General features: G+C 63.5%; 18 protein-coding genes, 1 tRNA gene and 2 pseudogenes. 9 read left to right on the top strand and 12 right to left on the bottom strand.

Annotation, left to right across the window (positions count from 1 at the left end; all coding sequences use genetic code 11):
• Positions 1 to 35 precede the first annotated feature (35 nt).
• A complete protein-coding gene (locus tag ACM43_RS37835) occupies positions 36 to 365 on the top strand; it encodes a hypothetical protein (protein ID WP_271547169.1) in 330 nt (109 codons plus the stop codon).
• A 568-nt stretch (positions 366 to 933) separates the two neighbouring features.
• Here the strand turns inward: ACM43_RS37835 and ACM43_RS37830 are convergent.
• Positions 934 to 1,470, bottom strand: coding sequence for a recombinase family protein (locus tag ACM43_RS37830; protein WP_271547168.1), 537 nt, complete (start codon positions 1,468 to 1,470; stop codon positions 934 to 936).
• 397 nt (positions 1,471 to 1,867) lie between these two features.
• On the opposite strand from ACM43_RS37830, the gene ACM43_RS37825 reads away from it, so the two are divergent.
• Positions 1,868 to 1,941 (top strand) — tRNA-Gln (locus ACM43_RS37825).
• 171 nt (positions 1,942 to 2,112) lie between these two features.
• Positions 2,113 to 2,475 carry a DUF1428 domain-containing protein gene (locus tag ACM43_RS37820; protein WP_271547167.1) on the top strand — a complete coding sequence of 121 codons (363 nt, stop codon included), beginning with the start codon at positions 2,113 to 2,115 and terminating at the stop codon, positions 2,473 to 2,475.
• Positions 2,476 to 2,484: 9 nt separating this feature from the next.
• On the opposite strand, the gene ACM43_RS37815 is transcribed toward ACM43_RS37820, so the two are convergent.
• Genes ACM43_RS37815 through ACM43_RS37805 form a run of 3 tightly spaced genes read right to left on the bottom strand, consistent with a single transcriptional unit; the run spans position 2,485 to position 7,424 of the window.
• On the bottom strand, positions 2,485 to 3,051 hold the full coding sequence (locus tag ACM43_RS37815; RefSeq protein ID WP_157282261.1) for an invasion associated locus B family protein: 567 nt from the start codon (positions 3,049 to 3,051) through the stop codon (positions 2,485 to 2,487).
• A 60-nt stretch (positions 3,052 to 3,111) separates the two neighbouring features.
• Positions 3,112 to 6,255, bottom strand: coding sequence for a multidrug efflux RND transporter permease subunit (locus ACM43_RS37810; protein WP_157282260.1), 3,144 nt, complete (start codon positions 6,253 to 6,255; stop codon positions 3,112 to 3,114).
• Positions 6,252 to 7,424 (bottom strand): efflux RND transporter periplasmic adaptor subunit, encoded by a 1,173-nt coding sequence (locus ACM43_RS37805; RefSeq protein WP_271547166.1) that lies wholly within the window; start codon positions 7,422 to 7,424, stop codon positions 6,252 to 6,254. The genes ACM43_RS37810 and ACM43_RS37805 overlap by 4 nt, the downstream gene beginning before the upstream one ends.
• Positions 7,425 to 7,798: 374 nt before the next feature.
• Between ACM43_RS37805 and ACM43_RS37800 the strand changes: the two are divergent.
• The 5 genes and pseudogenes from ACM43_RS37800 (at position 7,799) to ACM43_RS37780 (ending at position 10,675) form a co-directional block, all read left to right on the top strand.
• Positions 7,799 to 8,096 (top strand): annotated as a pseudogene (locus ACM43_RS37800) (hypothetical protein).
• Positions 8,097 to 8,222: 126 nt separating this feature from the next.
• Positions 8,223 to 8,417, top strand: a pseudogene (locus ACM43_RS37795) (PKHD-type hydroxylase); the annotation flags it as partial.
• Positions 8,418 to 8,446: 29 nt separating this feature from the next.
• On the top strand, positions 8,447 to 9,379 hold the full coding sequence (exbB, locus tag ACM43_RS37790) for a tonB-system energizer ExbB (protein ID WP_157282259.1): 933 nt from the start codon (positions 8,447 to 8,449) through the stop codon (positions 9,377 to 9,379).
• Positions 9,380 to 9,382: 3 nt separating this feature from the next.
• Positions 9,383 to 9,838, top strand: coding sequence for a TonB system transport protein ExbD (exbD, locus tag ACM43_RS37785; protein ID WP_036001202.1), 456 nt, complete (start codon positions 9,383 to 9,385; stop codon positions 9,836 to 9,838).
• Positions 9,839 to 9,850: 12 nt separating this feature from the next.
• Positions 9,851 to 10,675: an energy transducer TonB gene (locus ACM43_RS37780; protein WP_271547165.1), complete on the top strand. Its 825-nt coding sequence runs from the start codon at positions 9,851 to 9,853 to the stop codon at positions 10,673 to 10,675.
• On the opposite strand, the gene ACM43_RS37775 is transcribed toward ACM43_RS37780, so the two are convergent.
• The 3 genes from ACM43_RS37775 to ACM43_RS37765 form a co-directional block, all read right to left on the bottom strand.
• Positions 10,663 to 11,085 (bottom strand): hypothetical protein, encoded by a 423-nt coding sequence (locus ACM43_RS37775; RefSeq protein WP_271547278.1) that lies wholly within the window; start codon positions 11,083 to 11,085, stop codon positions 10,663 to 10,665. The two genes, ACM43_RS37780 and ACM43_RS37775, sit on opposite strands and share 13 nt — an antisense overlap.
• 63 nt (positions 11,086 to 11,148) lie before the next feature.
• Positions 11,149 to 11,829, bottom strand: a complete 681-nt coding sequence (locus ACM43_RS37770) for a site-2 protease family protein (RefSeq protein WP_271547164.1) — start codon at positions 11,827 to 11,829, stop codon at positions 11,149 to 11,151.
• Positions 11,830 to 11,906: 77 nt separating this feature from the next.
• Positions 11,907 to 12,767: a LysR family transcriptional regulator gene (locus ACM43_RS37765; protein ID WP_271547163.1), complete on the bottom strand. Its 861-nt coding sequence runs from the start codon at positions 12,765 to 12,767 to the stop codon at positions 11,907 to 11,909.
• 87 nt (positions 12,768 to 12,854) lie between these two features.
• On the opposite strand from ACM43_RS37765, the gene ACM43_RS37760 reads away from it, so the two are divergent.
• Positions 12,855 to 13,751, top strand: coding sequence for a DMT family transporter (locus tag ACM43_RS37760; RefSeq protein WP_271547162.1), 897 nt, complete (start codon positions 12,855 to 12,857; stop codon positions 13,749 to 13,751).
• Between the two features lie 8 nt (positions 13,752 to 13,759).
• Here ACM43_RS37760 and ACM43_RS37755 read toward each other — a convergent pair whose 3' ends face one another.
• From ACM43_RS37755 to ACM43_RS37735, 5 genes are all read right to left on the bottom strand, one after another.
• Positions 13,760 to 14,152: a GFA family protein gene (locus ACM43_RS37755; protein ID WP_271547161.1), complete on the bottom strand. Its 393-nt coding sequence runs from the start codon at positions 14,150 to 14,152 to the stop codon at positions 13,760 to 13,762.
• A 7-nt stretch (positions 14,153 to 14,159) separates the two neighbouring features.
• Positions 14,160 to 14,906 (bottom strand): SDR family NAD(P)-dependent oxidoreductase, encoded by a 747-nt coding sequence (locus ACM43_RS37750; protein WP_271547160.1) that lies wholly within the window; start codon positions 14,904 to 14,906, stop codon positions 14,160 to 14,162.
• An 18-nt stretch (positions 14,907 to 14,924) separates the two neighbouring features.
• The gene (locus tag ACM43_RS37745) at positions 14,925 to 15,656 is read right to left on the bottom strand and encodes an SDR family oxidoreductase (RefSeq protein WP_271547159.1); all 732 of its coding nucleotides are present in this window, start codon (positions 15,654 to 15,656) and stop codon (positions 14,925 to 14,927) included.
• 158 nt (positions 15,657 to 15,814) lie between these two features.
• Positions 15,815 to 17,644: an IlvD/Edd family dehydratase gene (locus ACM43_RS37740; RefSeq protein WP_036001184.1), complete on the bottom strand. Its 1,830-nt coding sequence runs from the start codon at positions 17,642 to 17,644 to the stop codon at positions 15,815 to 15,817.
• Between the two features lie 116 nt (positions 17,645 to 17,760).
• The gene (locus ACM43_RS37735) at positions 17,761 to 18,861 is read right to left on the bottom strand and encodes a LacI family DNA-binding transcriptional regulator (protein WP_157282252.1); all 1,101 of its coding nucleotides are present in this window, start codon (positions 18,859 to 18,861) and stop codon (positions 17,761 to 17,763) included.
• Positions 18,862 to 18,984: the final 123 nt, after the last annotated feature.

Below are 18,984 nucleotides of genomic sequence, written 5' to 3'. Positions count from 1 at the left end.
GCCTGTGCTATTGAGGTAACAAGGCAGAGCGAGGCATGGGGATGCAAGTGACGGACGTTGAGGGCGCTGTGGGGAGAGTGACATCCAGCCAGTTTTCACCACTGGGAATTTTCTTGATAAAGGTTTGCGCGGTCACTGTTGCAGCGATCGTTTTCGTCTATTTCTCCTTGGCAATTCTCGTTTCGACGGCTGAGGACAAATTCGCCGCGATGGGCGGTTCGGCTTTTTGGGTGTCCGTGGAATCTAAACTGGAGAAGCTCGCGTCTCAGCCAGATTTGCCGCCGGAGAAAAAGCAGAAGATCGTCGATACTCTTCGTAGGCTCTCTCAGAAATATCGACCCTACATAGATGCGTTGAAGGACTAGCGATCGAATCGCTCGTATCGCGCAAAAGGGCAAGCTTCCCGTATTCGGCCTAGCACCATGGGGAACGATTGATCAGCGATTGTCTTGACCTTGCGTCCCACATCACCTCTCAAGCTGACCAATCGTTGAACCAGGGACCGCCTCCAATTCTGTGACGATTCACGCTCGTGGATGACGGCGATTACCGCCCGAGGGGACGCCAGTCTTGGCCTTCTTAGCAGCCTGATACCGCTTCTTGGTGGCTACGAGCGATTGAGCGACCTATTGCTCAGGCTTTTCCGGTCAGCTTGGGCGTCCTCTGTTGCCTTGTTAACGGTTGCGGTGATAACTTGCGCCCGCTATCCGAGTATGTGTCTATGGACAAGGTCGAGGACGACGGTTGGCGTCTTTTTCTTAGGTATTTTGGGCTTTTGTCATTGGTCGCCGCGCTCTTGAAAGTTGGCAGTCTATACATCGATACGCGCGAAAACCTGAAAGAGTCAGAATGCCGAGTTGCCTATTGGGAGGACCGCGCCCGTGGCCAGCCCGAACCGACATATCCCTCTGGATGCCCCAGCTATCTGTATTTCTACGTCAGCGGGCGATAGATTAGATGATCCGCAACAGCTTTTCGCGACGATGGTAGGCTGAAGAAGGCCGAAGGCGGCACTGATGCCGCCCTGCGCAGTACCGGTAAAAGTTGATCCGGATGGGGCGCTGTGATGGTGCCGGTGGAGGTGCCGATCGAAACCAACCGCCGCAGTTGTCGAATTCGTTGGTCCTTGGCAGCGCTATGAGTGATCGCGCCCTTGGAGATCGCATCGACATCCTGAAATCGCTCCCACCGGGTGATGTCGTACCCCAGCACGCAGTCGAAATCGGCTCGGCCGAGCTGAACATCGCGGATCAGATCCTGCAGCCCGTCCAGTCCCCGAATGCGAAGCCCGCTCCGGCCGGCGTCAGCATAGGTGCGCACGATGGTGATGTGCCGCCGGGCTGCGTGTGCGGCGATCGCCGCCATCTGGTTCTCGATCGAATATCTCTGGGCGTCTGACGACATGCGGACATGTTGCGCGGCTTTCAGTCCCCGCAACGTGTCGTCGTCGGGAGGTACGGTTATCCGCATGAACCGGGCCCTGCTTGACTGCCGCAGCGGAGATTGGGCCAGAGGTGCAAGGGAGGTTTCCCGCACTGGCTGGACCTGAGGCGCGATGGGTATTTCGAAGGGACTGCGGGGCAATCCTGAGCGCGCGCATGGGAGCGAACGGCATGAACGATCCCGGACGAGCCGCACGAAAAGGGAAGCCACTCAAGCCAGAAAAAGGCGTCTGGCGCGGCTAACGATCTGTAGCCGAAAACAGGCCGTCAGCCGGAGCCGGCATTCGGTCTGTTTTGGTAGCTTTCGGACTAGACCCAGAACGCCGAGGCGGCTATATGACCGGCCTGCAAGCTGCTGATTTGCAAACCTTTCAGCCGGCCTTGCAAAACCTCCGAAGAAAGCTGAGCAATTTCAAGCGCTTCGGTGGGGAATGGTGTAACGGTAGCACAACAGACTCTGACTCTGTTTGTCTTGGTTCGAATCCAGGTTCCCCAGCCAATTCCGGGCGGTTTTCCCCACGGTGCGGTTCCAAACCGTTCGGGCGTAGACGCCAGGTTCATCGCCACATCACCACACGCGGCGGTTTGCCTCACCTGACATTCGCGTTTCCAAGTCGGATCGCGGCCCGCTCTATCGTCCTTGGGCTGCACAACCCAAGGAGATCCGCAAATGCCCTATGTCGATGGTTTCGTTCTCGCCGTGCCGAAGGACAACATCGAGGCCTACAAGGCGATGGCGACGACCGCCTGCGCCATCTGGATGGAACACGGCGCGCTCGATTATGTCGAATGCATCGGCGATGACGTTCCCTATGGAGAGCTCACCTCGTTTCCGCGCGCGGTGATCGCGAAGGAGGACGAGATCGTGGTGTTCGCCTGGATCGTCTATCGGGACCGCGAGAGCCGCGATGCCATCAACAAGAAGGTGATGGCGGATCCGCGGCTGAAAATGGAAGGCATGCCGTTCGACGGCAAGCGCATGATCTATGGAGGCTTCACCACGCTGCTTCGGGCGAGCGACATCGTGACGTGAGGGGGCCCGCTACTTGATCTTGTCGTAGGCGGAAGCGAAATCGCCGAGCGGCATCGGGATCGCGATCGTCTCCTTGGCCATGTTCTGGAACGAGACCTTCAGCTGCTTGCCCGACCGCAAGGCGGTGAGCAGGTCCGGCGCAACCGGGGTCGAGGCGTAGCAGCCGCGGTTCTCGCAGGTCTGGATCTGGAGATCGAACGCCTTGCCTTCGTCGACCTGGAGCTTGGCCCCGACGGGAAGGTTGAGGCCGAGCGGCAATTGCAGAAGCGCGATCGGCGTGCGGGTGTCGGGCGCGATGCGGATGTTGATCAGGACGACGGTCTGGCCGGTCTTGGTCAGCACCGCGTTCTGCTCCATGGCGCATTCGAGCGCCGCGTCGCGGCTTGCGCTGGTGCAGCGGACGATCCAGCCGGGCTGTCCGGAAGCCCCGTCAGCCTGCGCCTGCGTCGGGGCAGGCGCGGGCTGCGCGGCCGGGGCGGGCGCGGCGTTCTTCTTGGCGCCCTGCTGGGCGTGTGCTGCGCCCGCTGACAACAGGACAGCAGCGACAAGGGCGACAAGTCTGGATTGCACAGGCATGGGAAACCGCATTTGCGAACCGGGGTCTCGCTGTAGCGTCGCGGCAGGCGCGGCGCAAGCTTACTCGGCGGCTTCCTTGACGCTGCGGTGCTCGGGCGTCTCCTCGCCTTCGTCGTCCGAACGGCCCCAGGTCGAGAACCAGTTGTTGAGCTGGTCGAGATAGAGATAGACGACCGGCGTGGTGAACAGCGTCAGCGCCTGGCTGACGATCAGGCCGCCGACCATGGCGTAGCCGAGCGGCTGGCGGATTTCGGCGCCGGTGCCGTGGCCGAGCATGAGGGGCACGCCGCCGAGCAGGGCCGCCATCGTCGTCATCATGATCGGACGGAAGCGCAGCAGTGCGGCCTGGCGGATCGATTCCTCCGGCGTCTTGTGCTCGTCGCGCTCGGCGGCAATCGCGAAGTCCACCATCATGATGCCGTTCTTCTTCACGATGCCGATCAGGAGGATGATGCCGATCAGCGCGATCAGGCTGAAGTCGAATCCGGCCGCCATCAGGATCGCGAGCGCGCCGACGCCGGCCGAGGGTAGCGTCGACAGAATCGTGATCGGATGGATGTAGCTCTCGTAGAGAATGCCGAGGATCAGATAGACCACGACCAGCGCGGCGAGGATCAGGAGCGGCACGGTGCCGAGCGATTGCTGGAATGCCTGCGCGGTGCCCTGGAAGCTCGAATTCAGCGTGGGCGGCGTCCCGAGCTCCGCCATCGCCTTCTGCACGGCCTCGGTGGCCTGGCCGAGCGCGACGCCTTGCGCGAGATTGAAGCTGATCGTGATCGACGGGAACTGGCCCTGATGGCTGATCGAGAGCGGGCGGACCGGATCGGTGGTCCAGCTCGCGAAGGTCGACAGCGGCACCTGGTCGCCGGTCAGCGGCGATTTCACGTAGAGCTTGTTCAGCGTCTCGAGATCGCCCTGCATCTCCGGCAGGACTTCCAGGATCACCTTGTAGGTGTTGAGCTGCGTGAAATATTGCGTGACCTGCCGCTGTCCGAAGGAATCATACAGCGTGTCGTCGATCAGCTGGGGCTGGATGCCGTAGCGGGCGGCGGTGTCGCGGTTGATCTTGAGCTGGACCGTCGTGCCCTGCGTCTGCTGGTCGGTCGCGACGTCGCGCAGCTCCGGCAGTGTCTGCATCTTGGCGAGGATCTTCGGCGCCCATTCGTTCAGCTCGTCCAGATTGGCGTCTTGCAGCGTGAATTCGAACTGAGTGCGCGTGGGTCGGCCGCCGAGCCGCACGTCCTGGGCCGCCTGCATGTAGAGGCGGGCGCCTTGGACCTTGTCGAACTGCGGACGCAGACGCGCGATGATCTGCTGGGCCGATGCGTCACGCTCATTGCGCGGCTTCAGCGTGATGAACAGGTTGCCGTTGTTGCCGGCACGGCCGCTGCCGCCGATCGACATGGCAACGCTGGCAACGTCGGGATCGGCCAGGATGATCTTGCCGAGTTGCTCCTGGCGTCTCACCATCTCCTTGAACGAGATGTCCTGCGAGGCTTCAGACGTGGCCGTGATCAGGCCGACGTCCTGCTGCGGGAAGAAGCCCTTGGGGATCAGCACGAACAGGTAGATCGACAGGCCGAGCGTGACGAAGAAGATCGCGAGCGTGGTGCGCCGCCAGGCGAGGGCGTGATCGAGCACATATTCGTAGCCGCGCAGCATCGCGTCGAAGGCGCGCTCGCTCCATTGATAGAAGCGGCCGTGCTGCACCTCGCCATGGGCGCGCAGGAAGCGTGAGGCCATCATCGGCGTCAGCGTCAGCGATACGAACATCGAAACGAAGATCGTCATCGCCAGCACCACGGCGAATTCGCGGAACAGGCGCCCGATAATGCCGCCCATCAGGAGCAGCGGGATCAGCACCGCGACCAGCGAGATGCTGATGGAGACGATCGTGAAGCCGATTTCCTTGGAGCCCTTGAAGGCGGCCTCCATCGGCGAGTCGCCTTCCTCGATGTAGCGCGTGATGTTCTCGAGCATCACGATGGCGTCGTCGACCACGAAACCGACCGCGATGGTGAGCGCCATCAGCGACAGATTGTCGAGCGAATAACCCACCGGCCACATCAGGGCGCACGCGCCCAGCAGCGCCAGCGGAACCGTGACGGTAGGAATGACCGTCGCCCAGAAGCTGCGCAGGAAGATGAAGATGACCATGACCACGAGCACAATGGTCAAGAGCAGCGTGAACTGGACGTCCTCGACCGCGGCACGGATGGTCGCGGTGCGGTCGCTGATGAGCTCGATCTTGATCGCGGGCGGGATCGCCGCCACGAGACGAGGGAGTGTCGCCTTGATCCTGTCGACGGTTTCGATGACGTTGGCGCCGGGCTGCTTGAAGATCACCAGGAACACGCCGCGCTTGCCGTTGGCCCACGCCGCCTGCTTGGCGTCTTCGGCAGCGGTGACCGCTTGGCCGATATCGCGGATTCGCAACGGAGCGCCGTTGCGATAGGCGATGATGACGTCGTTCCAGTCCTTCGCGTGGGTGAGCTGGTCGTTGGCGTAGATCGTATAGGCCCGCTTCTCGCCGTCGATATTGCCCTTGGGGCTGTCGACCGTGGTGATCGCGATCTGGCTGCGGATGTCCTCCATCGACAAGCCCTTGGCGACCAGCTTTGCGGGATCGACCTGAATGCGGATCGAGGGTTTCTGCTGGCCGCCGATGAAGACCTGGGCGACGCCCGAGAGCTGGCTGATCTGCTGGGCGAGCTGGGTGTCGACGGCATCGCTGACGCTGGTCAGCGGCAGCGTCTCCGATGTCGCCGACAGTAGCAGGATCGGCGCGTCGGCGGGGTTGACCTTGCGGTAGGTCGGGGGCGACGGCAGGTTCCTCGGCAACTGGCCGCTGGCCGCGTTGATGGCACCCTGTACGTCGTTGGCGGCGCCGTCGATGTTGCGGTTGAGGTCGAATTGGATGGTGATCGACGCCGTGCCCAGATAGCTCGTCGAGGTCATCTGCGCGATGCCAGGAATCTGGGCGAATTGCCGCTCGAGCGGCTGCGCCACCGACGAAGCCATGGTCTCGGGGCTGCCGCCGGGCAAATTGGCGGTGACCTGAATGGTCGGAAAGTCCACCTGCGGCAGGGGCGCGACCGGGAGCAGGGGATAGGCGACCAGGCCGACGAAGAGAATGCCGGCCATCAGCAGCGAGGTGCCGATGGGATATCGGATGAAAGGCGCCGAAATCCCGCCCCCGATCATTGCTGTCGAACCTTGTTCTGGGTCGGATCCGAGCTTGCTACCGCCGTCGACACCAGGCTTCCGGGCTGCACCTTGAACTGTCCACCGACGATCACCTGCTGACCGGGGCTCAATCCTTCCTCGATGACCGAATGACCGTCGATGCCATAGCTGACCTTGATCTTGTGCAGTTCGGCCTTGTTGTCCTGGTTGACCGTATAGGCATAGAGCCCGTTGGTGGAGCGCTGGACCGCGTCATCCGGAACGACCGTCGCATCATTCAGCGTTCGCACCAGGAGCCGCGTCGAGACCGATTGGCCCGGCCACAGCGTTCTTTCCTTGTTGTCGAACACCGCCTTGAGCCGGATCGTGCCGCTGCTCGCGTCGACCTGGTTGTTGATCACAGCGAGCTTGCCCTCGGCCAGCGTCCTCTTGCCGTCGGTGGTGAAGGCGATCACCTTGAGCGCGCCGGCCTTCTGGCCCTCGCTGATATAGGGGAGCTGGTCTTCCGGCGCGGTGAAGATCACGGCGATCGGCTCGACCTGCGAGATCGTGACGATGGCGGTCTGCGACGAAGCGTTGACGATGTTGCCGATGTCGACCTGACGCAGGCCTGCCACGCCGGTGATCGGCGCCTTGATCTGGGTGTAATCGAGCTGGGTCTGGGCGTTGGAGATCGCGGCATCGTCGGCGGCGATCTGGGCGGTGAGCTGAGCGACGGTGGAGCGCTGTGTGTCGACGCGCTGGGCGGTGGCGAATTCGCCGAGCTTCGTGGCGCGCTGGAGTTCGAGATTGGCATTGGCGAGACTGGCCTCGTCCTGCGCCTTCTTGGCCTTGGCTTGGTCAAGCGCGGCCTGATAGGGACGGGGATCGATCGAAACCAGGAGATCGCCCTGCTTGACGATCTGGCCTTCCCTGAATTCGAGCTTGTCGATCTGGCCATCCACACGGCTTCGGACCTGGACCGTGTTAAAGCCCTGAACCGTGCCGAGACCAGTGAGATAGACCGGAAAGTCGGTCTTCTGAACCGGCGCAACGCTGACCGGGACGGCGGAGGGGCGAGGCGGGCCTTTTTGTGCGGTCTGGGTTTTTCCAGCCTCGGACGTGCCGAATTTCTGCCAACCATAATAGCCCGCAGAAGCCACGGCCGCGATGATCAGAAGCCAAAGGATCGGCCGGGACTTGTTCATGTCGTCTCGTGTCGGCTCGTATGCCCTCGGCTACGACTATCGGGGCAATCGTACGGTTCCAGCATGATGTATAATACACGCCAACTTCCAGAGTAAACAGCACTATCGGGTGAGAATCCTAAACAATTGGAAAGCTTTGCACCGTGTAGGCAGCTCGCTGGCGCGGCGACGTGCAATGCCGCGTTTTCCCGCCGCGACCGGCCGGCGTGCAAGTCTTCCGCAGCGCGCGGAGCAGTGTGCTCGGGACGACCGGCCCCGCGCCGCGCCGCCTTTCGGATCTGCCGCAAGAACGGTGCTAAGTCGCGTCGTGGGCCGTTTCGGTTACCCTGGATTTCGGCATCGTCCATTTCGGCGCCGCATCGACGGAGCAAAGCCTGGACGAGCTGAACGGCAAGCTGATCGCGTGCCAGATTCTGAAAGGGATTGATCGCGCGTGTCGCCAACGAGCAGCGCGATCCCTTGTGCTTTCTCACCGACTTTCGCGACGAGATCAAAGCCGTCGTCAACGGCGCCAACATCGCCGGCATGGACAGCACCGATCGCGTGCGCGCCGTTGCGCAGAAGACCGTCGACGAGTTGCTGTGGCTGATGAAACCCAGAGCGGCGATCGAGTGGCCAGCAATCGATTTGCGTCTAGGACGCACCCTTCGCTCAGAGAGCGGGGCAGTTTAGAATCGTTTTGATCTTGATCTATTCAAGGGTTCTCGCGAACGGCACGCATTGACCTGCAATTGTGTGGCCGATACCAACAGCCGACATTCGTTCGACGCGTGTGAACGACAGGAATTGGAGGGCCTTGTGCTCTATCCTCCAGCACCTCTCATCGCTCCCGTGACCAGGGCGACGCGGGTTGCGTCTTTCTTCTGGCTTCAGAGCATGATACGGGACAATCAAGCCCGGAGCATGATCTTTGACCTCGACACCGCGATTCAGGCGCTGGTGGAACGGCTCGGGCGTGACGATCCCGAAACGGTCAAATTGACGGGTATCTAGCACAATCTCATTCGCTACTGGGCCGAAGTATGAAGACCATGTCCTTCCAAGCAAGCCTTGCCGCAGCCTTGATGCTGGCGTCTGCCTGGCTCGCATCCCCCGTTTCCGCCCAGACGCAGAGCCCGCCGGCACCGGCCCCATCGACGGCTCAGCCGTCCGCTGCCGGAACCGTCCCCCCGGCAGCTGCGCCTGCGGCCTCGACGGCTCCCGCCGTCGTGGGCGCCGCCCCGGTGGCCGCCAATCCCGCGAGTGCGAAGCCCGAGGCGGCGGCCATGAAGGAATTGTCGCCCTGGGTGATGTTCATGTCGGCGGACGTCATCGTGAAGGCGGTGATGATCGGGCTCGCCTTCGCTTCGCTGATGACCTGGACCGTCTTCATCGCCAAGTCGATCGAGCTGTCGGTCGCCTCCGGCAAGCTGCGTTCGGCGTTGAAGAAGATTGCGGAGGCGCGCTCGCTTGCCGAAGCGCAGATGGCGCTCGGCACCAAGGAGGGCATCCTGCCGTCGTTCCTTGCGGCGGCGTTGCGCGAAGCGCGGATGTCGGCCGGCCTGTCCAGCGATGCCGGCATCAAGGAGCGCGCGGCCTCGAGCTTCTCAGAGATCGTGCGTGCGGAGCAGCGGCGCATCCGGATCGGCATGGGCGTGCTCGCGACCATCGGCTCGACCTCGCCCTTCGTCGGCCTGTTCGGCACGGTCTGGGGCATCATGAACAGCTTCATCGGCATCTCGAAGTCGCAGACCACGAACCTCGCAGTGGTCGCACCCGGCATCGCCGAGGCGCTGCTCGCCACCGCGATCGGCCTCGTCGCCGCCATTCCCGCCGTCATCATCTACAACCACTTCTCGCGCGTGACGAAAGGCTATCTCGAGCTCGTCAGCCGCGCCTCGGGCGCGGCGGGGCGGCTGCTGTCGCGCGATCTCGACCGCAGCCACGGCAGCGTGCATTCGCGCGCGGCGGAGTAGACCATGGCCGTTTCCCTCGCAGACAATGATGACGACGATGATTTCTCGGAAACGCATGACATCAACGTCACGCCGTTCATCGACGTCATCCTGGTGCTGCTGATCATCTTCATGGTCGCCGCGCCGCTGTCCACGGTCGACCTGCCGATCGATCTGCCGACGTCGAGTGCGACGCCGCAGAAGAAGCCGGACAAGCCGACCTATCTCAGCATCAAGCCCGATCTGACGCTCGCGATCGGGGAGAACGCCGTTCACCGGGCCGAGTTGATCGGAACCCTCGACGGCCTTTCCGAGATGAGCAAGGACAAGTACGTTTTCCTGCGCGCCGATCGCTCGGTGCCCTATGGCGAGTTAATGGGCGTGATGGAGCTCTTGCGCTCGGGCGGCTATACGCGGGTGAAGCTGGTCGCGCTGGAAGGCGCACCGGGGGCGCCTGTGGCAGGCGCCGCCCAGCCTTAAGAAGACGGAACGATGGCGGACGAACCGAGACCATCCCGGAAGCTCTGGATCCTGGCGGCGGCCGCCGCGCTCGCCCTGCATCTCGGCGGTGCTGCGCTCGCGCTGGCGCATTTGCACGGCGACGACGACGGCGATGGTCTCGGCGCGGCCGGAGCCGAGTTCGCGGTCGAGATGGCTTCGCCGGAGGCTCAGGAATCCGATTTGCCGACCGGACCAAACGACTCCGCGGCACAAGAGGAGCGCCCGGAGCTTCCGGAGCAGAAGGCCGAACTGAAGGAGACAGAACTTCCTCAAGATCTACCGCAAGAGGCCGAGGATCCCGATCGCATTGTCAGCGAAAAGGTTGCGAAGAAGGAGCAGGACGACGATCCAAAGGCGGCTGCCGTTGAAACGCCCGCCATGGAGGCTGCCCCGAAGCAGGTTGATATGGCCCGGCAAACGTTCGAGGACGCAACGCGCGAGGCCGAAAAGGCCCTGGCGCCGGTGGTTGGGCTCGGCAAGGACATCCTGAAGATCACGGTGGACTGGAACAAGAAAATCAGTGCGCGTATCAAGCAGCACCAGATCAATCCGGAAGGCAGAGAGAACGCCAATCAGAAGGTCACGGTGAGTTTCGCGCTCAACCGAAAGGGAAATGTGGTCTCGGTCGACGTGATCGCCTCGTCCGGCGACGCCGCCTACGATGCAGCTGCGATCTCGATGGTTCGCAAGGCGGATCCTTTCGAGCCGCCTCCGGTTCAACTGACCGAGGAGCGTTTCGAGCGCACCCTCGAGATCAACTTCGCGCCTGAGAAATCGAAGAAGACCGCCAACAAGAAGTCGGCTCAGCGCCAGTAGAGCCGGATCCCGACATAGACCACCACCAGGCAGGCGAAGATCAGCGCGACCGGGAGGGGGCGTTTCTGGGCTCCGCTGGCCGCGCCTGTCGCGAAGAAGCCAGCGTTCTTCGGCTTCGGCGCCGGGCGCCGGAAAGCGGTAACATTATCCGCTGCCGGCTTGGCCTGGCGGGGACGGACATCGGGCGGTGTTCCAGCGCCCCCCATCTCGACGTAATAGGCCTTGTAGATCGCACCGATGGTAGCCTCCGTCGCCTCGCCCTCGCTCATCTGCGCCAACAGGTTTCTGTAGCTGCTCAGGAACTCTTGGGCCTCCGGAGGCAGCGCGGACGCCCCGTTGAGCTTAGCCATCATCTTCCAGGTGGCGAAATCGGCGCGGGCGCGGGTGTCGGCGCGTCGCGCGATCAGCATATCGGCAGCTTTGACCAAGTCGGCCTCTGGCCTTTCGGCTCGTGTTCGGGTGTTCCGGTTCAACTACGCATTGCCGGTTAGGAAGAGAACAGCCTGAATCACATAACCGGTCAACGTCCGCAGTATTGCTGAAATAACATCAAGATTTAGACCTAACTGCGAGCCCGCCAGCGGCAGCAGGATCAAGAGCCCGATCAGGATCAACATACCGAACGGCTCGAGCCGGGCCAGCGGAAAGGCGAGGGCCCGCGGCAGCAGCCCGACCGCGACGCGGCCGCCGTCCAGCGGCGGGATCGGCATCATGTTGAAGACGGCCAGGATGGCGTTGATGATGAGGGCATTCTTGAGGTTGTCGGCAACCCATTTCGCCGCGCTCGCGGGCACCAGCGGCAGGGCATGGAAGGCGAGGGCGGTGGCGAGCGCCAGCAGGATGTTGGTGGCGGGTCCGGCCAGCGCTACCCAGACCATGTCGAGCCTGGGATTGTTCAGCTTGCGGAAGTTTACCGGCACCGGCTTGGCGTAGCCGAACAGGAACGGCGAATGCGCGAACAGCAGCATCGCCGGCAGGATCAGAGTGCCGAACGGGTCGATATGCCTCAGCGGATTGAAGCTGACGCGGCCGAGCTGCGCGGCCGTGTTGTCCCCGAGCCGGTCCGCGACGAAGGCATGCGCGGCCTCATGGAAGGTGATGGCGAGCACGAGGGGAAGCACCCACACCGAAAGGTCATAGAAGGAAATGTTCACCAGCTCATCCGTTTCGTTTCGGCCCGCGCGATTTGCAAAGCTGGCCGTATAGGGCCACACACCTCTGCGATCCATCGTTATATGGCGTTCGATTCCGAAATTGCCCGTTGCAGATGATTTGCCAGCAATGCGGCCGGCCGCGACAGATTGCTCGCGCGGTGGAGGCGGATGTCCGCGGCCGGCAGCCGCGGCAGGCCGTCGCGTTCCGAGAGGACTCGGAGGCGAGGCGGCAGGGTGCCGGCCTTCACGACCGTGATGGCCAGGCCCTGTGCCGCAATCGCTTCGACCGCCGCAAGGGTCCGGCTGACGAAGGCGAGCCGCCAGGGGCGGGCGGCAGCATCAAGCGCCTCAGTGGCCCATTGCCGGAACAGGCAGCCCGGCGGATAGAGCGCAACGGACAGCGTGTCATGCGGCGCCCCAGCCGAGTATGACGCGGCTGCGGCCCAAACCGCCTGCTCGCGCCGCAGCAGCTCGCCCTCGCCGTGTCCTTCCGGATGCATGGCGATGACGAGATCATAGGCCTCGCCGAGCCGGGCCGGCATCGTGGCGGTCAGCCCGGTCTCGATCTCGACCCGGATCTCCGGATGGATCTTGGCGAATTGCGCCAGCAACGATGGAACGACGATGGTGCCGTAATCGTCCATCACCCCGAGGCGGATTATGGCCTCGCGCTTGCGGAGCGCATCGACCGCTTCTGCATTGAGCTCGAGAAGCCGCTTGGCATAGGCAAGCAGCTCCCGGCCGGCCGCGCTCAGTGCCACGCCCGACCTCGTGCGGTGAAACAGCCTGAGATCCAGCCGTTCTTCGAGACGCCTGATCTGGACGCTCACCGCCGATTGGGTGCGGTTCAACATCGCGGCCGCGCGCGTGAACGACCGATGCTCGGCAACGGCGAGGAAGGCCTTCAGAAGGTCGAGGTCGAGATCAGGCGAGGTCATGACGAAAGCTTATCCTGCTATGACGCAAATTCCATTCCCCGTTTTGGCGCGCCTCCTATGCTGCCCGCAAAGTCGATGGGAGGATTCGTGGGCGAGATCATTGGCGTTCTTGCTGCCGTTTTGTCGAGCGGGCTCGGCGGGACCTCGGTCGGCGCGACGCGCTATCTCGTCGACAGCCTCGATCCGCTCGCGATCGGCTCGTTCCGGTTCGGCATCGGTTTTGTCCTGCTGCTGCCTCTGGCGCTGCTGCGCGGCGATCGCTGGCCGGAGCGGGGGGATTGGGCCGCCGCCGTCGGACTTGGCATTCTCTTCTTCGCGCTGTTCCCGATCCTGTTCAACGCCTCGCTGATCTTCACGACGGCGGCGCGCGGCGCGCTCGCGCTATCGACGCTGCCGCTGCTGTCGCTCGTGATCGGGGCCGCGCTCGGCGCCGAAGCCTTGACCTGGCGCAAATCCATCGGCGTCGTGACTGCGACGTTTGGCGTTGCGGTCGCGCTGCTCTCCGACCTCGCCTCGGCGCCGTCAGGCGCCTGGCGTGGCGATCTGCTGATGATGGCGGCTGCGCTGTGCATGGCGCTCTACGGCATCTGGTCGAAGCCGCTGATCCGTCGCTCCAGCCCGATCGCCTTTACGACCATGAGCATGGCGGCGGGTGCATCCTGCCTCATCCTGCTTTCGTATGTCCGCGACAGCTTTGCTCCCGTCGCCGGCTTCGGCATGCCGCAATGGCTAGGAGCCTTCTATCTGGGTGCCTTCGGCGCGGCGCTGACCTTCTATCTCTGGGCCTTCGCGCTGGAGCGGACGACGCCGACGCGCGTCGCAATCTCGGTGACGGTCAACCCGATCACGGCATCGCTGGTCGGCGCCTGGCTGCTGAACGAGCCGCTGCGCTGGAATCTGGCGGCCGGCATCGTTGCGGTGTTTGCCGGGATCTGGATCGCAACGACGGAACGGCGCATCGAAGCGGCTGGCGCCTCAGGCTGATCGCGACCTCACGCTGGGATGGTCGTCTGATATTGCACCAGACCGTCGTTGAGCTTCACCCAGGCGAGCTTCTCGCTCACCCAGATGTGCTCGGTCGGGGCGAAGGCATTGCGATCGTCGAACGTGGCGAGCGCCACGCCTGCCAGCGTGCCGTTGCGCCGCCAGGCGAACAGGCGCGTGCCGCACTGCTTGCAGAACACGCGGTCGATGTTCTCGGACGATGCGTAGCGGGCGGTCTCGCCCTCGACGCTGAGCGCGCGCTGGTCGAACTGCGCGCGTGCGAAGTAGGGCGATCCCATCGCCTTCTGGCAGATGCGGCAATGGCAGATGCGGACGTTGAGCGGCTCGCCCTCCGCCTTGAACCGCACCGCGCCGCACAGGCAACCACCTTCGCGGATCATGATGTCCTCAATAGGTCGCGCGTCCGCCCGAGATGTCGAACACCGCACCGGTCGAGAAGGCGCAATCCTCGGATGCAAGCCAGGCCACCATCGCGGCGAGCTCTTCCACCAGCACGAAGCGTGCCTTCGGGATTTTCGAGAGCATGAAGTCGATATGCTGCTGCGTCATCTGGTCGAAGATCGCGGTCTTGGCGGCGGCCGGCGTCACCGCGTTGACGAGGATGTCATGGGCGGCGAGCTCCTTGCCGAGCGACTTCGTCAGCGCGATCAGGCCGGCCTTGGAGGCCGAATAGTGCGCGGCGTTCGGGTTGCCTTCCTTGCCGGCGATCGAGGCGATGTTCACGATGCGCCCGTATTTCTGCTTGAGCATTTCGGGCACGATCGCCTTTGAGACGATGAAGGGGCCGTCGAGGTTGATGCGCAGCACCTTGCGCCATTCCTCGAACTCGGTCTCCCAGACCGGCTTGTTGACGCCGGCGATGCCGGCATTGTTGACGAGGATATCGATCTTGCCGAAGGCGGCCAGCGTCGCATCGCGGGCCTGCTCCACCTCCGCAGTGTCGGTGACGTCGACCTTGAAGACTTTCGTTTCGCCGCCGATCTCCTTGGCCGTCTTCTCGGCCAAGCCTGAGTCAAAGTCCCAGATCGCGACCTTGGCGCCGGAGGCGACGAAGCGCTCGGTGATGGCGCGGCCAAAGCCCTGCGCGCCGCCGGTGACGATCGCGACGCGGCCATTGAGATCGATCTTGTTCATGCCGGAGGCCTTCTTGCGTCAGAGCATGTAGCCGCCGTCGACGACGAGATCGACGCCGGTGGTGAAGGCGCTCTCGTCGCTGCCCAGATAGACCGCCATCGCCGCGATCTCCTCGGCGGTGCCGAGCCGGCCCATCTTCTGGCGGGAGATGAACATCTCCTTGCCCTGCGGGCCTTGCGCGGCGGCGCGGTCAAGCATCGAGGGCGTCTCGACCGTGCCGGGGCAGATCGAGTTGCAGCGGATGCCCTTGGTGATGAAGTCGAGTGCGACGGCTCGCGACAGCAGCGACACCGCCGCCTTCGACGAGCTGTAGACGTAGCGGTTCGCCGGCGGCCTCAAGGCCGCGCAGGACGAGATGTTGACGATGCTGCCGCCGCCGCCGGCGATCATGTCGGGCAGGAACGCCTTAATGGTCCGGTGCATCGACTTGACGTTGAGGTCGAACGAGAAATCGAAATCCTCTTCCGAGCACTCCAGGATGGTGCCGTGGTGCACGAAGCCGGCGGCGTTGAGCAGGATGTCGATCCTGCCGACGCGCTTGGCGAAGGCGTTGACTTCGGCCGTGTTGCGGACGTCGAGCTTTGCGACCTCGGCGATGCCTTCCTTCGTCAGGCTCGCGATGCCGGCTTCGTTGATGTCGGTGGCGATGACGGTTGCGCCTTCACGCGCGAATGCGATCGCGCAAGCGCGCCCAATGCCTGCCGCCGCAGCCGTGACGACGGCGCGCTTTCCCTTGAGGCGGTCTGCCATGTTGTTTCTCCTTGCAAATTTTTCTTCGTCATTCCGGGGCGCGCCTCTTGGCGCGAACTACGGTGCGCAATTGCGCACCTGAGAAGCCATCGGGCCACAGCGTCGGTGGATGAATGGATTCCGGGCTCGCGACTGCGTCGCGCCCCGGAATGACCGTGTCAGTGATTGTCCCGCGCCACACCGAACGTGCCGGCGACGTTCTGGTACCTTGTGGCGAGCTCCATGCAGGCGCCGGTCGATTGCTGGCCGACGGTGTTGCGATAGATCTCCTGCCACGGCGTCTGGTTCGGCGGATGCTTGAAGCCGCCGCTGGCCTTGAGCTCGGCGTGGCGCTTCTTCAGCTCCTCGTCCGAGATCAGGATGTTGGCGCTGCCCTTGTTGAGGTCGATGCGGACCTTGTCGCCGGTCTTGAGGACGGCAAGCCCGCCATTGGCAGCCGCTTCAGGCGAAGCGTTGAGGATGGAGGGCGAGCCAGAAGTGCCGGACTGGCGGCCGTCGCCGATGCAGGGCAGGGACAGGATGCCGCGTTTGATCAGCGCCGCCGGCGGCTGCATGTTCACGACCTCGGCGCCACCTGGGTAGCCGATCGGGCCGGTGCCGCGGATGAACAGCACGCAGCGCTCGTCGATGTCGAGCGAGGGGTCGTCGATCCGTTCGTGATAATCCTCCGGCCCTTCGAACACGATGGCGCGGCCCTCGAAGGCATTGAGGTCCTTCGGATTGCTGAGATAGCGGTCGCGGAATTCCTTGGAGATCACGCTTGTCTTCATAATCGCGGAATCGAACAGATTGCCCTTCAGCACCAGGAAGCCGGCGTCCTTCACCAGCGGCTTGTCGTAAGCCCAGATCACGTCGTTGTCGGGTGCGGGCGCGTTCTTGCAGTTCTCGCCGATGCCGCGGCCGTTGACCGTGACGGCGTCCTCATGGATGCGCTTGTGCTTCATCAATTCGCGCACCACGGCGGGTACGCCGCCGGCGCGGTGAAATTCCTCGCCGAGATAGAAGCCGGCCGGCTGCATGTTGACCAGGAGCGGCACGTCGTGGCCGAACTTCTGCCAGTCCTCGATCGACAGCTCGACGCCGATATGGCGGGCGAGCGCGTTGATGTGGATCGGCGCGTTGGTCGAGCCGCCGATCGCCGAATTGATCACGATGCAGTTCTCGAACGCCTTGCGGGTCAGGATGTCGGAAGGCTTCAGATCCTCCCAGACCATCTCGACGATACGTTTTCCGGTCTCGTAGGCGATCTGGCCGCGCTCACGATAGGGCGCCGGGATCGCCGCGCAGCCCGGCAGCGAGAAGCCGAGCGCTTCGGCGAGGCCGTTCATGGTCGAGGCGGTGCCCATGGTGTTGCAATGGCCGACCGAGGGCGCCGAGGAGGCCACGATCTCCATGAACTCTTCATAGTCGATCTCGCCGGCCGCGAGCCGCTCGCGCGATTTCCAGACGATGGTGCCGGAGCCGGTGCGCTCGCCATTGTGCCAGCCGTTCAGCATCGGGCCGCCCGACAGCACGATCGCGGGCAGGTTCACCGTCGCCGCCGCCATCATGCAGGCCGGCGTGGTCTTGTCGCAGCCGGTGGTCAGCACTACGCCGTCGAGCGGATAGCCGTAGAGAATCTCGACGAGGCCGAGATAAGCGAGGTTACGATCGAGCGCCGCGGTCGGGCGCTTGCCGGTCTCCTGGATGGGATGGGTCGGGAATTCCATCGCGATGCCGCCGGCCTCGCGAATGCCTTCGCGGACGCGATGCGCGAGCTCGAGATGATGGCGGTTGCAGGGGGACAGATCGTTGCCGGTCTGGGCGATGCCGATGATCGGCTTGCCGGATTGCAGCTCGGCGCGGGTGAGGCCGTAATTCAGGTAACGCTCCATATAGAGCGCGGTCATGCCCGGATTGTGCGGGTTGTTGAACCATTCCTGCGAGCGAAGATGGCGGCGGGTACCGTTGCTGCCGGCGGCATGCCCATTGGTTGGTTTCTTTGTCATTGGTTTCTCCTGCAATGCAAACGCACTGACGCATGGTGTCGGCATATGCGGTGCCCAAACGGCGCGCGCGATGATCTGCCTTCCCGCTGGCGGGTCGTTTCCTCACGATTCCGATACTAGTCGTGGCTGCTTGGTAACGCTATCATTTTGTTCGCCGCGCCCGCGCCTGATACGGCTGGCCTGCTGTCCGAACGTCGCGCCGACGAGCTTTGCCGCTCGATCACCTTGAAGCCGAGATCGAGCACCGGCTGCTCCGGGCGGCGGCCCTCGATCGCGTCGATCAGCATGGTGGCGGCCGTCTTGCCCATCTCGTAGCGGTTGGTGCGGACGCTGGTGAGGGTGGGGACGGCGGAGGCCATGAATTCGAGATCGTTGAAGCCGACGATCGCGATCTGCCCGGGCACTGCGATCTCCCGGCGCCGGCATTCGAACAACACGCCGAGCGCGAGATCGTCATTGGCGCAGAACACCGCGTCGATGCCGGGCTCGCTCGCCAGCAGATCGGTGAACAGGGCGCCGCCGAGCGTCACCGAGGTCGGCGTCGCCGTCGTGACCACCAGGCGCTGGTCGAACGATCCGGCGTCCTTCATGGCCGAGACATATCCGTCCAGCCGCCGCTGCACCCTGGGATCCATCCGCGCGCCGACGAAGCCGACCTTGCGGTGACCTTGCTCGAACAAGTGCGCGATCGCCGCGCGGGCCGCATCATAGTGCGAAAAGCCGATCATCATGTCGACCGGGTCCGGGCCAATCTCCATGATCTGCACGATCGGACAGTCCGCGGCCTGAAGCATCGCGCGCGACTCCGCGGTCTGGTCGATCCCCGTGACGATCAGGCCGGCCGGCTTCTGCGCCAGAAACAGACGCAGCAACTTCTCTTCCTGGAGAATGCTGTAGCGCGTGTTTGACAACTGGATCGAGTAGCGGCTGCCTTCGGAGGCGTCATAGATGCCGCGCAGCACGTCCGAGAACACGTTGTTGGTGAGCGAGGGGATCAAGACACCGATGACCTCGGTGCGTTGCGAGGCGAGGGCGCGCGCGGCAAGGTTGGGCACATAGCCGAGCTCCTTGGCCGCGCTCTCGACCCGCGTCCGCTTGGCGACCGACAGGGCCTCCGGATTGCGGAAAAAGCGCGACGCGGTAATCGGGCTGACGCCGGCGAGCTCGGCCACTTCGGCCAGCCGGATTTTGCCTGACTTGGTGCGTTTTCGACCCATTTGCTGCTCTTAACACAGTCAGTCCCGCAAACAAAGGAACGTTGACAGCGCTACCAGCAACGACTAACCAAAGACAAATTGCCAAAACCGCACAAACTACCGACAATGTTGCCCGCTAATATC

Source organism: Bradyrhizobium sp. CCBAU 45321 (genome assembly GCF_028128975.1).
Taxonomy (GTDB): domain Bacteria; phylum Pseudomonadota; class Alphaproteobacteria; order Rhizobiales; family Xanthobacteraceae; genus Bradyrhizobium; species Bradyrhizobium yuanmingense.
Note: the sequence above shows the minus strand (reverse complement) of the source record. Positions and strands in the feature narration are given on the sequence as shown.

Coding starts and splice junctions, on each gene's coding strand:
- ACM43_RS37835 (WP_271547169.1), top strand. CDS start 36: ATGGGGATGCAAGTGACGGACGTTGAGGGCGCTGTGGGGAGAGTGACA.
- ACM43_RS37830 (WP_271547168.1), bottom strand. CDS start 1,470: ATGCGGATAACCGTACCTCCCGACGACGACACGTTGCGGGGACTGAAA.
- ACM43_RS37820 (WP_271547167.1), top strand. CDS start 2,113: ATGCCCTATGTCGATGGTTTCGTTCTCGCCGTGCCGAAGGACAACATC.
- ACM43_RS37815 (WP_157282261.1), bottom strand. CDS start 3,051: ATGCCTGTGCAATCCAGACTTGTCGCCCTTGTCGCTGCTGTCCTGTTG.
- ACM43_RS37810 (WP_157282260.1), bottom strand. CDS start 6,255: ATGATCGGGGGCGGGATTTCGGCGCCTTTCATCCGATATCCCATCGGC.
- ACM43_RS37805 (WP_271547166.1), bottom strand. CDS start 7,424: ATGAACAAGTCCCGGCCGATCCTTTGGCTTCTGATCATCGCGGCCGTG.
- exbB (WP_157282259.1), top strand. CDS start 8,447: ATGAAGACCATGTCCTTCCAAGCAAGCCTTGCCGCAGCCTTGATGCTG.
- exbD (WP_036001202.1), top strand. CDS start 9,383: ATGGCCGTTTCCCTCGCAGACAATGATGACGACGATGATTTCTCGGAA.
- ACM43_RS37780 (WP_271547165.1), top strand. CDS start 9,851: ATGGCGGACGAACCGAGACCATCCCGGAAGCTCTGGATCCTGGCGGCG.
- ACM43_RS37775 (WP_271547278.1), bottom strand. CDS start 11,085: ATGCTGATCGCGCGACGCGCCGACACCCGCGCCCGCGCCGATTTCGCC.
- ACM43_RS37765 (WP_271547163.1), bottom strand. CDS start 12,767: ATGACCTCGCCTGATCTCGACCTCGACCTTCTGAAGGCCTTCCTCGCC.
- ACM43_RS37755 (WP_271547161.1), bottom strand. CDS start 14,152: ATGATCCGCGAAGGTGGTTGCCTGTGCGGCGCGGTGCGGTTCAAGGCG.
- ACM43_RS37750 (WP_271547160.1), bottom strand. CDS start 14,906: ATGAACAAGATCGATCTCAATGGCCGCGTCGCGATCGTCACCGGCGGC.
- ACM43_RS37745 (WP_271547159.1), bottom strand. CDS start 15,656: ATGGCAGACCGCCTCAAGGGAAAGCGCGCCGTCGTCACGGCTGCGGCG.
- ACM43_RS37740 (WP_036001184.1), bottom strand. CDS start 17,644: ATGACAAAGAAACCAACCAATGGGCATGCCGCCGGCAGCAACGGTACC.
- ACM43_RS37735 (WP_157282252.1), bottom strand. CDS start 18,861: ATGGGTCGAAAACGCACCAAGTCAGGCAAAATCCGGCTGGCCGAAGTG.